Annotated in this window: 10 protein-coding genes; 7 read left to right on the top strand and 3 right to left on the bottom strand. The window is 71.1% G+C overall.

The annotated features are described in order from the left end of the window. The first annotated feature begins 183 nt into the window (after nt 1-183). The 7 genes from AC1D29_RS08225 (at nt 184) to tkt (ending at nt 11,023) form a co-directional block, all read left to right on the top strand. A complete protein-coding gene (locus tag AC1D29_RS08225) occupies nt 184-1,740 on the top strand; it encodes an MFS transporter (RefSeq protein WP_477896011.1) in 1,557 nt (518 codons plus the stop codon). A gap of 16 nt (nt 1,741-1,756) precedes the next feature. Then, nucleotides 1,757-3,412: a glycoside hydrolase family 43 protein gene (locus tag AC1D29_RS08220; protein WP_477896009.1), complete on the top strand. Its 1,656-nt coding sequence runs from the start codon at nt 1,757-1,759 to the stop codon at nt 3,410-3,412. Between the two features lie 45 nt (nt 3,413-3,457). After that, nucleotides 3,458-5,005 carry an MFS transporter gene (locus AC1D29_RS08215; RefSeq protein WP_477896007.1) on the top strand — a complete coding sequence of 516 codons (1,548 nt, stop codon included), beginning with the start codon at nt 3,458-3,460 and terminating at the stop codon, nt 5,003-5,005. 57 nt (nt 5,006-5,062) lie between these two features. Continuing rightward, the gene (gene xylA / locus AC1D29_RS08210) at nt 5,063-6,379 is read left to right on the top strand and encodes a xylose isomerase (RefSeq protein ID WP_477896005.1); all 1,317 of its coding nucleotides are present in this window, start codon (nt 5,063-5,065) and stop codon (nt 6,377-6,379) included. A 170-nt stretch (nt 6,380-6,549) separates the two neighbouring features. After that, nucleotides 6,550-8,013 (top strand): xylulokinase, encoded by a 1,464-nt coding sequence (gene xylB, locus AC1D29_RS08205; protein WP_477896003.1) that lies wholly within the window; start codon nt 6,550-6,552, stop codon nt 8,011-8,013. Nucleotides 8,014-8,065: 52 nt separating this feature from the next. Next, nucleotides 8,066-9,016 (top strand): transaldolase, encoded by a 951-nt coding sequence (gene tal, locus AC1D29_RS08200; RefSeq protein WP_477896221.1) that lies wholly within the window; start codon nt 8,066-8,068, stop codon nt 9,014-9,016. Between the two features lie 3 nt (nt 9,017-9,019). After that, entirely contained in the window at nt 9,020-11,023 is a 2,004-nt protein-coding gene (gene tkt, locus AC1D29_RS08195; protein WP_477896001.1) for a transketolase, read from the top strand. Nucleotides 11,024-11,041: 18 nt separating this feature from the next. Here tkt and AC1D29_RS08190 read toward each other — a convergent pair whose 3' ends face one another. Genes AC1D29_RS08190 through AC1D29_RS08180 form a run of 3 tightly spaced genes read right to left on the bottom strand, consistent with a single transcriptional unit; the run spans nt 11,042 to nt 13,994 of the window. After that, on the bottom strand, nt 11,042-12,106 hold the full coding sequence (locus AC1D29_RS08190) for a PEP-CTERM sorting domain-containing protein (protein WP_477896000.1): 1,065 nt from the start codon (nt 12,104-12,106) through the stop codon (nt 11,042-11,044). Nucleotides 12,107-12,138: 32 nt separating this feature from the next. Then, entirely contained in the window at nt 12,139-13,131 is a 993-nt protein-coding gene (locus tag AC1D29_RS08185) for a tripartite tricarboxylate transporter substrate-binding protein (protein WP_477895997.1), read from the bottom strand. Then, complete coding sequence (locus AC1D29_RS08180) at nt 13,128-13,994, bottom strand: class I SAM-dependent methyltransferase (RefSeq protein WP_477895995.1); 867 nt, start codon at nt 13,992-13,994, stop codon at nt 13,128-13,130. Before AC1D29_RS08180 ends, AC1D29_RS08185 begins: the two co-directional genes overlap by 4 nt. Nucleotides 13,995-14,021 lie beyond the last annotated feature (27 nt).

Genomic DNA, 14,021 nt, shown 5'->3' with positions numbered 1-14,021 from the left:
AACCCAAATGGTAGCGCTACATTTGCGTCCGCAGCATGCCATAAACAAGCACCGCGCAGGTGCCCCCTACATCGGAGACAGGCCTTTGAACACCACAGCGTCCGGACCCCATTTCAGGTCGCCACAGCGACAGGGGTTTACCCGGACAATCGCTAGCGCTACCAATCGCCCTGGACGCCTGGCGTGACGAGGGATGTCGCCGCCGCCGTCACCGGTCGCCAGCGCTGGTGGATCTGCGCGCTGCTGTTCGCGGCGACGACGATCAACTACCTGGACCGCAACGCGCTGTCGGTGCTGAAGACCAGCCTGCAGCAGCCGTTCGAGGCCGGCGGCCTGGCGCTGACCGATGCCGACTACGGCTGGATCACCTTCGCCTTCACGGCCGCCTACGCCGCCTTCCCGCCGCTGATCGGCGCCGGCATCGACCGCTTCGGCGTCAAGCGCAGCCTGGGTGTCGCGCTGGTGCTGTGGTCGCTGGCGTCCGCCGCGCACGGCCTGGTGGCCACGGTGCTGGGCCTGGTGCTCGTGCGCTTCCTGCTGGGCATGGCCGAGGCGGCGCACTTCCCGGCCGCCATCAAGGCGGTGGCGATGTGGTTCCCGCAGCAGGAGCGCGCGCTGGCCACCGGCGTGTTCAACGCCGGCACGGCGCTGGGCATCATCGCGTCGCCGCTGACGGTGTGGCTGGCGCTCAGCTTCGGCTGGCAATGGGCGTTCGTCGCCATCGGCGCGGCGGGCCTGGTCTGGCTGCTGTTCTGGGAGCACGGCTTTCATGCGCCGGAGCGCCACCCCAAGCTGGCCGCCGCCGAACTGGCCTACATCCGCGCCGGCCAGGCGCCGGGCGAGCAGGCCGTGCGGCTGCCGTGGACGGCGCTGCTGCGCTACCGCGAGATCTGGCCCTTCCTGCTCGGCAAGCTGCTGACCGACCCGGTCTGGTGGTTCTTCCTGTTCTGGCTGCCGTCGTACCTGGAACGCGAGCGCGGCCAGAACCCGCTGAAGAGCGCCGGCCTCGTGGCCCTCATCTACCTGGGCTCCAGCGTCGGCTCCATCTTCGGCGGCTGGCTGTCGGGTCACCTGACTCAGCGCGGCTGGCCGGTGGGCCGGGCGCGGCTGACGACCATGGGCCTGTTTGCCGCCTGCATGCCGGCCAGCCTGATCGCCTACTGGAGCGACAGCTTCGCGCTATGCGTCGCGCTGATCACGCTGGCCACGGCCTGCCACCAGGCCTGGTCGGCCAACCTGCTGACCTCCGCCACCGACCTGTTCCCGACCAAGGTGTCCGGCGCCGTCATCGGCCTGGGCGCCACGGCGGGCGGCATCGGCGGCATGTTCATCGCGCTGCTGACGGCGCTGACGGTGCAGTGGACCGGCACGCAGCAATGGGCCTTCGTCTACGCCGGGCTGATGCACCTGACCAGCCTGGCCGTCTTCCTGCTGTGGTTCCGCGGCCGCTTCGAGCGCGTCAACGTCGATGCCGGCCTGGACCTGGCGCAGCCGCACCGCCCGCTGCTGACGGCCGGCGGCCTGGTCGCGGCGCTGGGGCTGCTGCTGGTGTCGCTGATCACCTCGCACTGGGACGCCTGCGTCGCCGCAGCCAAGGTCTCCGGCGCGGCACAAGCACTGACTGCCGCGGCCGGCCTGGGCCTGATCGGCGCGCTGCTGGCCTATGCCGGCCGCCCGCACGCGACGCCAGCACCCCTGCTCTCCCATTCCACCGAGACGCGCCCCCAACATGGCGCCTGAACGCACCCCTCTGACGATGATTGCCAATCCCATCCTGCCGGGCTTCCATGCCGACCCGTCCATCTGCCGCGTTCCCGGTGAGGGCGGAGACGACTACTACATCGCCACCTCCACCTTCGAGTGGTGGCCGGGCGTGCGCATCCACCACTCGCGCGACCTCGTCCACTGGCGCCACCAGGGCTATGCCGTCACGCGCCCCAGCCAGCTGGACCTGACCGGCCACCCCGACTCGGCCGGTGTCTGGGCGCCCTGCCTGACCTATTCGAACGGCCAGTTCTGGCTGATCTACACGGACGTGCGCTCCACCATCGGCGCGTTCAAGGACACGCACAACTACCTGATCACGGCGCCGACCATCGACGGCCCGTGGAGCGAGCCCATCTACCTGAACAGCTCGGGCTTCGACCCCAGCCTGTTCCACGACGCCGACGGCCGCCAGTGGCTCGTCAACCAGCAGTGGACGCACTGCCCCGGCAAGAACCACTTCAACGGCATCCTGCTGCAGGAGTACGACCACGAGGCGAAGAAGCTCGTCGGCCCGATCAAGAACATCTACCTCGGCACCGAGCTGGGCGTCGTCGAAGGCCCGCACATCTATCGCCGCAACGGCTGGTACTACCTGCTGACCGCCGAGGGCGGCACGTTCTACGAGCATGCCGTGACGCTCGCCCGCTCGCGCAATCTCGACGGACCCTACGAAACCCTGCCGGGCAACCCGCTGCTGACCGCGTGGCAGAAGCCCACCGACGGCCTGCAGCGCTCGGGCCACGCCAGCCTCGTGGAGACGGCACAAGGCGAGTGGTTCATGGCCCACCTGTGCGGCCGGCCGCTGGAATGGAGCGGCCCCAACGCCGACGCCAATGCGCCGGAAGACGGCTACGCCGGCCTGCACTGCCCGCTTGGCCGCGAGACGGCGCTGCAGCGCATCCACTGGCGCGACGACGACTGGCCGGAGGTCGTCGGCGGCAACGGTCAGCAGCCCAGCCTGGCCGTGGCCGCGCCGGACCTGCCGCCCCACCCCTTCCCCGCCGAGGCCGCGCGCGACGACTTCGACTCGACCACGTTCAGCGGCCACCTGAACTCGCTGCGCAAGCCCTTTGACGAAAGCTGGGCCTCGCTCACCGCGCGCCCCGGCCACCTGCGCCTGACGGGCCGCGAGTCGCTGATGAGCCTGTTCGACCAGAGCCTGGTCGCGCGCCGCCAGCAGCACTTCAACTGCCGCGTCGAGACGCGCCTGGACTTCGCGCCCGAGAACTTCCACCAGATGGCCGGCCTGGTCGCCTACTACAACACCCGCAACCACGCCTACCTGCACGTGACCTGCGACCCCGACAGCGGCCGGCGCGTCGCCTGCCTGCACGTCAACCGCGACGGCGCCTACAGCGCCAATGGCGCGCCGCTGCCGCTGGCCGACGGCCCGGTGGACCTGGCCGTCGAGTTCAGCCACGACAGCTACCAGTTCCACGTCCGCCAGGACGGCCAGCCCTGGCAGCCCATCGGCATCGCGCTGGACACGGCCATGCTGAGCGACGAATTCGCGACCCGCTTCATCAACGGCTTCGCCCACAGCTTCGGCTTCACCGGCAACTTCATCGGCATCGCCTGCCAGGACCTGGCCGGCACGCGCAAGACCGCCGATTTCGACCATCTGAGCTACGAAGCCAAGGCCTGACGGCGCCGACGAGCGCCGCAGCCGCAAAAACACAAGAGGAGACATATGAGCCACAGACTTTCCTTCCTGGAAAAGGCCGGCTACAGCTGCGGCGACGCCGCCGCCAACCTGGTCTTCATGTCCATGGTGCTGTTCCAGCTGAACTTCTACACGGACGTGGTGGGCCTGAGCGCCAGCACGGCCGCCGCCATCCTGCTGTGGCCGCGGCTGTGGGACGCCGTCTTCGACCCGGTCATGGGCGTGCTGGCCGACCGCACCAACACCCGCTGGGGCAAGTTCCGCCCCTGGGTGCTGTGGACGGCCGTGCCCTGGGCCGTGGTCATGATCCTGGCCTACACGACGCCGGACAAGAGCTGGGGCTGGAGCACCGGCATGGTCATCGCCTACGCGGGCCTCACCAACACGCTGTTGATGACGCTGTACTCGATGAACAACATGCCCTACTCCGCGCTCGGCGGCGTCATGACGGCGGACCTCAACGAGCGCACCAAGCTCAACTCCTACCGCTTCGTGTCGGTCAACGTCGCGCAGTTCATCGTCGGTGGCTTCACGCTGCCGCTGGTGGCCAAGTTCGCGCAAGGCCATGACCGCGCCTACGGCTGGCAGATGACGATGACCATCTGGGCTGCCGCCTGCCTGGTGCTGTTCATGGTCACCTTCTTCACGACCAAGGAGCGCATCAAGCCCATCGTGGAGGTCAACGCCACACCCAAGCAGGACTTCGTCGACCTGCTGAAGAACGGCCCGTGGCTGGCGCTGGTCTGCTACACGGTCTTCAACTTCGGCATGCTGTCCATGCGCGGTGGCGCCCACTTCAACTACTACCACCACTACGTCGACAAGGCGGCGATGTTCGACTTCGTCGCGGCACTGGGCCTGACGACGCCCGACCCGGCCGGCACCGGCAGCCTGGCCGACAGCCTGGGCTACATCGTGCACGGCACGCGCGACAGCCTCGCCACGTCCAACGTCGCCGACGTCTACAACAGCATCCTCAACATGGCCGGCTTCGCGACGACCATCGTCGTCATCATGCTGTCCGCCGGGCTGTCGGCGCGCTTCGGCAAGCGCACGGTCGCGACGGTGGGCTTCGCGCTGTCGACGCTGCAGGCCTGCGCGCTGTACCTGATGCCGCCCACGGCCGTGTGGGGCATGCTGGCTTTGCACATGCTCGGCTCGGTGTTCTACGCGCCCACCATCGCCGTCATGTGGGCCATGTACGCCGACGCGGCCGACTACTCCGAGTGGCAGACGGGCCGCCGCTTCACCGGCATGGTGTTCGCGACCATCGGCTTCTCGCTGAAGTCCGGCCTGGCGCTGGGCTCGGCCGGCTTCCTGTGGCTGCTGGCCGGCTTCTTCGGCTACGACACGCAGGCGCCGACGGCGCCCAACGCCATCGAGGGCTACCGCTTCGCGTCGAGCTTCGGCGTCGGCGCCTTGTTTGCTGCCTGCACGCTGTGCATGCTGGCCAACAAGCTCGACAAGCGCACGACGCTGCAGATGTCGGAGGAACTCGCGCAGCGCCGCCGCAAGGCCGGCGTCGCCGACGACCCACCCGACGGCAGCGCCGCCGCCGTGCCGGCCACCGCCTGATCTCCGCCGCCTTCTTTCTCCACCTTCTCCATCGCTTCCCGCAGTAAGGACCTCGCCATGAGCACCGCCTATTCCGACCTCCCCGTCGTTCAATACGAAGGCCCCCAATCGACCAACCCGCTGGCCTACCGCTGGTACGACGCCAAGCGCGTCGTCATGGGCAAGACGCTGGCCGAGCACCTGCGCCCGGCCGTCTGCTACTGGCACAACTTCTGCTGGAAGGGCGAGGACGTCTTCGGCCTGGGCGCCACGGCCCACCAGCGCAACTGGTTCGCCGAGGCCGACGCCGTCAAGGCGGCCTACCTGAAGCTGGACGCCGCCTTCGACCTGTTCGGCAAGCTGGGCCTGCCCTACTGGTGCTTCCATGACCGCGACGTGGCTCCCGAAGGCGCGACGCTGGCCGAGTCCAACCGCATCCTCGACGGCCTGCTCGAAGCCGCCGGCAAGAAGATGCAGGACAAGCAGATCGGCCTGCTGTGGGGCACGGCTAACCTGTTCTCCAACCCGCGTTTCATGAGCGGCGCGGCCACCAATCCCGACCCCGAGGTGTTCGCCTATGCCGCCGCGCAGGTCAAGCATGTGCTGGAGTGGACCAACCGCCTGGGCGGCCAGAACTACGTGCTGTGGGGCGGCCGCGAGGGCTACGAGACGCTGCTGAACACCGACCTCAAGCGCGAACTGGCGCAGTACGGCCGCTTCCTGTCGGCCGTCGTCGAGCACAAGCACAAGATCGGCTTCAAGGGCACCATCCTCATCGAGCCCAAGCCGCAGGAGCCCACCAAGCACCAGTACGACTACGACAGCGCCACGGTCTACGGCTTCCTGAAGACCTATGGCCTGGAGAACGAGGTCAAGGTCAACCTGGAGGTCAACCACGCGACGCTGGCCGGCCACAGCTTCGAGCACGAGGTGGCCACCGCCTGCGCGCTGGGCATCTTCGGCTCCATCGATGCCAACCGCGGCGACGAGCAGCTGGGCTGGGACACCGACCAGTTCCCCAACAACCACGCGGCGCTGGTGCCGGCCATGCTGGAGATCATCCGCGCGGGCGGCTTCACGACCGGCGGCACCAACTTCGACGCCAAGGTGCGCCGCCAGTCCATCGACCCCACCGACCAGCTCGAGGGCCACATCGGCGGCATGGACACGATGGCGCGCGCCTTCCTCAGCGCCGCCGCGCTGTACGAGAGCGGTCAGCTGGAAAAGGTCGTGGGCGACCGTTATGCGGGCTGGAACGGCGAGCTGGGTCAAAAGATCCACGGCGGCGCCAGCCTCGACGACCTGGCCAGCCTCGTGCACGCGCAAGGCCTCTCGCCGGTCGCCCGTTCCGGCCGCCAGGAGCGCCTGGAGAACATCGTCAACAACTTCGTTTAAGGACTGTTGACCCCTCGCCCAGACGCACCTCGCTGAACGCGGGTGCGTCTGGTCGATCCCCCGAGGGGACGGCGATACATGCGGCATGGAGCCGCATGCACATCGCCCAAGGGGCCGGCTTGGGGCGGCCCGGCGCTCGGCCCAAAACGCAATTCAGAACTCAACGCACCATGTTCCTCGGTATCGACCTCGGCACGTCCGAGCTGAAGCTGCTGCTGCTCGACGAGCAGCACCGCATCGTCGCCACCACCGGCGTGACGCTCACCGTGCAGCGGCCCAAGGCGCTGTGGAGTGAGCAAAACCCCGCCGACTGGTGGGCGGCGCTGGACCAGGGCATGGCCCAGCTGAAGGCCCAGCACGGCAGCGCACTCGCGGCCGTGCGCGGCATCGGCCTGTCGGGCCAGATGCATGGCGCCGTCACGCTGGACGCGGCCGACCGCGTGCTGCGGCCGGCCATCCTGTGGAACGACGGCCGCAGCGCCGCGCAGTGCGCCGAGATGATGGCCGCCTGCCCCGAGCTGCCGGCCATCACCGGCAACCTGGCCATGCCCGGCTTCACGGCGCCCAAGCTGGCCTGGATGCGCCAGCACGAGCCCGAGCTGTTCAGCCGCGTCGCCAAGGTGCTGCTGCCCAAGGACTGGCTGCGGCTGCAACTGAGCGGCTCGCATGTCAGCGAGATGAGCGATGCCGCCGGCACGCTGTGGCTGGACGTGGCCCGCCGCCGCTGGTCGCCCGAGGCGCTGGCGCTGACGGGACTGAACGAAGGCCACATGCCGCGCCTCGTCGAAGGCAGTGCGCCCAGCGCCGCGCTGCGGCATGAGCTGGCCGAACGCTGGGGCCTGCACGCCGGCATCCCGATCGCCGGCGGCGGCGGCGACAACGCCGCCAGCGCGGTGGGCATGGGCGTCGTCAAGCCGGGCCAGGGTTTCCTGTCGCTGGGCACCTCGGGCGTCATCTTCCTGTGCAACGAGCGCTTCAGCCCCAACCCGGCGCACGCGGTGCATGCCTTCTGCCATGCGCTGCCCGACACCTGGCACCAGATGAGCGTCATGCTCAGCGCCGCCAGCGCGCTGCGCTGGGTCACGCAGACCCTGGGCCAGGCCAGCGAGGCCGCGCTGATCGAGCAGATCGCTGCGCTGCCCGCCGCGCAGCGCGAACGCGCGCCGCTCTTCCTGCCCTACCTCAGCGGCGAGCGCACGCCGCACAACAACGCCAACGCGCAGGGCGTGTTCTTCGGCCTCACGCACGAGCATGACGCGGCGGCGCTGGGCTATGCCGTGCTGGAGGGCGTGGGCTTCGGCCTGCTGGACGGCTGGCAGGCGCTGCAAGCGGGCGGTGGCGCGGCGGACTCGCTGTGGCTGGTCGGCGGTGGCGCCCGCAGCGAATGGTGGGCCAGGCTGCTCGCGTCGCTGCTGAACACCCGCCTCGTCAACGGCGTCGGCGCCGAAGCCGGTGGCGCGCTGGGCGCCGCACGCCTGGCCTGGCTGGCCTGCGGCGGCACGGTGGACGAGGTCTGCCGCACGCCCGACATCGCCCGCGTCGCTGAACCCGATCCCGAGCTGGCTGCAGCGCTGCAGCCGCGCCACGCCGGCTTCCAGCGCCTGTACACCGCGCTGCGCAGCGAGTTCGGCTGACCTCCTCCACCCCGACACGATGCCGCCACGCGCGGCAGGCCCCGCCATGCCCATGAACAGCCTCGATCAACTCCGCCAGCACACCACCGTCGTCGCCGACACGGGCGACTTCGACCAGATCGCCCGCTTCAGCCCGCAGGACGCGACGACCAACCCCTCGCTCGTGCTGAAGGCCGTGCAGTCGCCGCGCTACCTGCCGCTGCTGCAGCGCGCCGTCGCCGAGCACCCGGGCGCCGGCGCCGCCACCGTGGCCGAACACCTGCTGGTGGCCTTCGGTGTCGAGATCCTGAAGCTGGTGCCCGGCCGCGTCTCCACCGACATCGACCCGCGCCTGTCCCACGACAGCGCGGCCTCGCTCGCGTCGGCGCGGCGCCTCATCGGCCTGTACGCCGCCGCCGGCGTGCCGCGCGCCCGCGTGCTGATCAAGCTGGCCGCCACCTGGGACGGCATCCAGGCCGCCCGCCAGCTGGAGGCCGAGGGCATCCACACCAACCTGACGCTGCTGTTCTGCCTCGCGCAAGCCAAGGCCTGCGCCGACGCCGGCGTGCGGCTGATCTCGCCCTTCGTGGGCCGCATCTACGACTGGTACAAGAAGACCGCCGGCGCCAGCTGGCACGAGGCCGCGATGGCCGGCCCCAACGACCCCGGCGTGCGCTCGGTGGAAGAGATCTATCGCCACTACAAGCGCCACGGCATCCGCACCGAGGTGATGGCGGCGAGCTTTCGCAACGCGGGCCAGATCCTGGCGCTGGCGGGCTGCGACCTGATGACCATCAGCCCGGCGCTGCTGGCCGAACTGGCCCAGGCCACGACGCCGGTCGCGTGCCGGCTCACGCCGCCCGCGGGCAGCGGCGGCACGCCGCCACCGGCGCTGACGCAGGCCGAGTTCGAACAAGCCCTCGCCGCCGATGCGATGGCCCGCGACAAGCTGGCCGAGGGCATTGCCCAGTTCATCGCCGACACCGAGTCGCTCGAGCAGCTCATCCGCGCCCACCAGGCCTGACCCATGCAAGACCTCACCCTCGCCGCCAACGCGCTGCGCATGCTGGCCGTCGACGCCGTGCAACAGGCCAACTCCGGCCACCCCGGCATGCCCATGGGCATGGCCGACATCGCCGCCGTGCTGTGGAGCCGCCACCTGCGCCATAACCCGGCCGACCCGCACTGGCCCGGCCGTGACCGCTTCGTGCTGTCCAACGGCCATGGCTCCATGCTGCTTTACGGCCTGCTGCACCTGAGCGGCTACGACCTGGCCCTGGACGAGCTGAAGGCCTTCCGCCAGCTGCACAGCAAGACGCCGGGCCACCCCGAGGTGGGCCTGACACCCGGCGTCGAGACGACCACCGGCCCGCTGGGCCAGGGCCTGGCCAATGCCGTGGGCATGGCGCTGGCCGAGCAGCTGCTGGCGGCCGAGTTCAACACGGCCGAGCACCGCGTCGTCGACCACCGCACCTTCGTCTTCGTCGGCGACGGCTGCCTGATGGAAGGCATCTCGCACGAAGCCTGCTCGCTGGCCGGCACCTGGGGCCTCTCCAAGCTGGTCGTCATCTACGACGACAACGGCATCTCCATCGACGGCGACGTGAGCGGCTGGTTCAACGACGACACGCCGGCCCGCTTCGAGGCCTACGGCTGGCGCGTCATCCGCGATGTCGACGGCCACGACTTCGCCGCCATTGACGCGGCGCTGCACCGCGCAACGGAAGACGTCGGCAAGCCCACGCTGATCTGTGCCAGGACGCAGATCGGCCACGGCTCACCCAACAAGGCCGGCGGCCACGACGTGCACGGCGCGCCGCTGGGCGCGGCCGAGGTGCAGGCCGTGCGCGAGGCGCTGAACTGGCCGCACCCGCCCTTCGTCGTGCCGGATGCCGCCCGCGTGCCGCTGGATGCCCGCGAACGTGGCGCAGCCGCCCAGCGCGAATGGGAGGCGCAACAGGCCAAGCACAGCGCCGCCCTGCCCGAACGCGCGGCCGAGCTGGCGCGCCGCCTGCGCGGCGAGCTGCCTGCCGACTTCGACGCGCGCTGCGCCGCGCTGCTGGCCGACGCGGCCGCGCGCGCCGACACGCTGGCGTCGCGCAAGGCCTCGCAGAACAGCCTCACCGCGCTGGCCGCGCTGCTGCCCGAGCTGCTGGGCGGCTCGGCCGATCTGGCGCCGTCCAACCTGACGCAGTGGCCCGGCTGCCGCCCCGTGAAGAAGGCCGCGGCGGGCGGCAACTACCTGCACTACGGCGTGCGCGAGTTCGCGATGGTGGCCATCCAGACCGGCCTCGCGCTGCACGGCGGCTGGCGCCCGTTCGCCGGCACCTTCCTGATGTTCTCGGAGTACGCGCGCAACGCCATCCGCATGGCGGCGCTGATGCGCAGCAACCCCATCTACGTCTTCACGCACGACTCCATCGGCCTGGGCGAGGACGGCCCCACGCACCAGCCGGTGGAGCAGCTCGCGACGCTGCGCCTCGTGCCCAACCTCGATGTCTGGCGCCCCGGCGATGCGGTCGAGACGCTGGTGGCCTGGCAGACCGCCGTGCGCCACCTGCACACGCCCACCTGCCTCGTGCTGTCGCGCCAGAACCTGCCTCACCAGGAGCGCGACATGGAAACCCTCGATGCGGTTCAGCGTGGCGGCTATGTGCTGGTGCGCGAGGACAAGGCCCGGCCGCTGCAGCTGGTGCTGATCGCCACCGGCTCGGAGCTGCACCTGGCCGTGCAGGCGCAGCGCCGGCTGGCGCAGGACGGCGTCAACGCGCGCGTCGTGTCGATGCCGTCCTGCTTCGTCTTCGAGCAGCAGGAGACCCTGTGGCGCCGCGCCGTGCTGCCGCCCGGCGTGCCACGCGTGGCCGTGGAGGCCGGCGTGACGGCGGGCTGGCGGCAGTATGTCGGCCTGGAGGGCGCCGTCGTGGGCATCGACAGCTTCGGGGAGTCGGCCCCGGCCGCGGCACTGGCCGCACATTTCGGCATGACGGTGCAGGCCGTCGTCGACGCGGCACTCGGCTGCCTGGCGCGCTGAACCCGCCGCACCCGCAGCTCACGCGCCGGGTGACGCGCGGCGCCGCGCCCACAGCCCCAGCAGGCCGGCGCACAGCATCAGCGCGGCAGCCGGCTCGGGCACCGCGATGACGCCGCCCGGGCCGTACAACGTCCCCGACGCGGCCATGATCGTGAAGTCGGGCAGCGCCTGCCCGCTGCTGTCCAGCACCTGGATGCCGGTGAGCCTGGCGCTGGTGAGGAAGCTCGCGTCGCCGCCGCTGGCTGTCAGCAGGCCCACGTTGGACCGGGGCAGCGTCGCCGCCCACAGGCTGAAGCCGATGTCCTGCGCCACGCCGAAGACGATGGGCACGTCGAACGAGAACGTCGTGGCGCCCGTCACCGTGCGGCCGTTGGCCAGGTCACCGGCGACGGTCATGCCCGGCAGCGCGGTCTGGAAGGCGTCATTGGCGTAGAGGGACACCGCGCCGTCCTGCGACGCCATGATGCGCAGCGCCAGCCGCGTCGGCCCGCTGCCCGCCGAGTAGCCGAACTCGATCTCGCTGTCCGTACGCCCGACGTTGAAGAACGACCCGTCCAGCGTGATGCTGGCGCGGTAGGTGCCGCTGCCGGTGCCGCCGGCTATCGTCAGCGTGTCGACCTGCCGCGCACCGGCCTGCGCACCCGCGACCGTGCCGTTGTCGGAGGTGCCGGTGTAGCTGGAGGTTGCCCGCACGCCCAGGCTGCCGTAGCCGGCGCGGGCCTGCGCGTTGCCGGTGAAGGTGCGCGGGTCGGTCGGCGCACCGAAGGCGACGGCCAGCGGTGCTGCCACCTGCGCCGCGCCGGCTATCGCGCTCGCGCTGCGCAGCACGCTGCCCACCCCGCAGATGGGCCCATCGGTGGGCAGCGCCAGCTCAAACGTGCGGCCGAACAGCGCCGCGCCGCTGTCGGGCGCAAAGGTGGAGCAGCCGAACGGGTTGCCGTTGGCGCCGAACAGCGAGTTGCCGCCCGCCGTCAGCGCGTACACGTCCAGCGCCGGTGCGGCGGAGGCCTGACCGGGGCACAGCGACGCCGACAGCAGTGCGGAGATGGCGAGGGAAGCAGCGAAAGAAGAGGCGAGGCGCATGACGGACTCCAGGTGGATCGGTGGACGGTTGGCTAGTCGGCACGGATGTCATGTGCCTGCAGCACGGGCTGCCAGTAGCGCTGCTCGGCGGCGATGCGCGCGGCCAGCACGGCGGGCGCACAGGACGACGGCGTCATGCCGGCCTGGGCAAACACGGCGGCCACCGACGGGCGGGCGACGGCCTGCTGCAGCGCCGTCGACCAGTGCGCGACCGTGTCCCTGGACATCGCGCCGGATGCGAAGACGGCAAACCATTCGTTCACGACCAGTGCGGGGTGCCCCTGCTCGGCCAGCGTGGGCACCTCGGGCAACTCGGCGCTGCGCGCGGCACCCGACGTGGCGATCACGCGGACGCGGCCGGCCGCATGGTGCTGCCGCAGCAACCCTTGCGGCAGCACCAGCGCCGCGATTTGCCCGCCGAGCAGGTCGGTGACGGCCGGCGGGCCGCCCGAGTAGGCGATGTGCTGCCAGGCGACGCCGGCTTCGCGCAGCAGCAGGGCCTCGACGAGATGGGGCAGCGTGCCGCTGCCGGGCGAGCCGATGTTGGCCGCTGCCGGGTGCGCGCGCAGCCAGGCGATGAAGTCCGCCAGCGTCGTCACCGTGGCCGGCACCGCGGGGCCGATGGCCAGCGCCAGCGGCATCTCGCTGGCCAGTGACACCGGCTGCAGGTCGGCGTCCGCGTCATAGCCCAGGTGCGGGTACAGGAAGGGGTAGACCGTGGCGATGGCGCCCTGGGCGAGCAGCAGCGTCGAGCCGTCGGCCGGCGCCGCCTTCAGCGCCATGACGCTCAGCTGGCCAGCCGCCCCGGGGCGGTTGTCGACGATGACCGCGCGCCCCAGCGACGGCGCCAGCGCGTCGCCCACCGCGCGCGCCACCAGGTCGGGGATGCTGCCGGCCGGCCCGCTGCACAGCAGCCGCAGCACACGCTCGGGCGCGGCCCGTGCAGCGCTCGGCGCCAGGCACAGCGAGCCCAGCGTGACCAACGCATCGCGGCGGCGCGTGGCCGTGGGGAAGGCTGGGCTCATGCAGCGCTCCCGGGCTTGCGGGCCGCGGTCAGCAGCAGCTCGTTCGGCCCCGCCCAGCCCGTGGCCGTGCTGAAGGCCTGCAGCTGCTGTCGGATGTCGTCCCAGGCGGCCTGGGCTGCGGTGGCGTCCAGCCCGGCCAGCATCTGCAGCACGGGGCTGGCGGAGCTGCGCACGAAGGCAAGATAGTCGTCCACGCCGGGCATGTGGAAGACCGCGTCCATCGCGGTGGTGGCCACGTCGCAGAAACCAGCCTCTTGGCAGAGGCGGTCCAGCTGGCCGGGGCGCGACAGGCTGAACAGGCTGCCGGGTGCGAAAGGGTCACGCGCCGGCAGCCCGGCGTGGCGCAGCGCGGTGGCCGTCAACGCGGTGATGCAGGGGTTGCGCGGCGGCCCGGCGAACACCACCGTGCAGATGCGCCCACCCGGGCGCAGCACCCGGTGCAGCTCGCGCAGGCCTTGCAGCGGGTCCGGGAACAGCATCAGCCCGAGCCGGCAGACGGCGGCGTCGAAGGACGATGCGTCCGCAGGCAGCGCCTCGCCATCGCCCACGCACCAGCGCACCTGCGCCAGGCCGGCGCGCCGGGCGCGCTGCTCGCCCAGCGCCACCAGCGCCGGCGACAAGTCCACCGCCACGACGGCGCCCGCCGGCCCGACGCGCTCGGCCAGGGCCAGCGTCTGGTCGCCCGCGCCCGCCGCCACGTCCAGCACGCGCGCGCCCGGCTGCACGCCGGCCATGGCGATCATGGCCTCGGTCGCCTGACACAGCCATGCGTGGAGGGCCGGCGTATGCTGGTCCCAGCCCGCCGCCGCGGCGTCCCAGTGGGTGCGCACGGTGGTCTTGAAGTCGGTTGCTGAAGCTTGCATGCCTTCAGCGTACGGCCCGGCGCGTGC

The sequence above is a fragment of the Roseateles sp. P1_C6 genome, assembly GCF_056406315.1.
Note: the sequence above shows the minus strand (reverse complement) of the source record. Positions and strands in the feature narration are given on the sequence as shown.

Coding starts and splice junctions, on each gene's coding strand:
- AC1D29_RS08180 (WP_477895995.1), bottom strand. CDS start 13,994: ATGCAAGCTTCAGCAACCGACTTCAAGACCACCGTGCGCACCCACTGG.
- xylA (WP_477896005.1), top strand. CDS start 5,063: ATGAGCACCGCCTATTCCGACCTCCCCGTCGTTCAATACGAAGGCCCC.
- tal (WP_477896221.1), top strand. CDS start 8,066: ATGAACAGCCTCGATCAACTCCGCCAGCACACCACCGTCGTCGCCGAC.
- xylB (WP_477896003.1), top strand. CDS start 6,550: ATGTTCCTCGGTATCGACCTCGGCACGTCCGAGCTGAAGCTGCTGCTG.
- AC1D29_RS08220 (WP_477896009.1), top strand. CDS start 1,757: ATGATTGCCAATCCCATCCTGCCGGGCTTCCATGCCGACCCGTCCATC.
- AC1D29_RS08215 (WP_477896007.1), top strand. CDS start 3,458: ATGAGCCACAGACTTTCCTTCCTGGAAAAGGCCGGCTACAGCTGCGGC.
- AC1D29_RS08190 (WP_477896000.1), bottom strand. CDS start 12,106: ATGCGCCTCGCCTCTTCTTTCGCTGCTTCCCTCGCCATCTCCGCACTG.
- tkt (WP_477896001.1), top strand. CDS start 9,020: ATGCAAGACCTCACCCTCGCCGCCAACGCGCTGCGCATGCTGGCCGTC.
- AC1D29_RS08185 (WP_477895997.1), bottom strand. CDS start 13,131: ATGAGCCCAGCCTTCCCCACGGCCACGCGCCGCCGCGATGCGTTGGTC.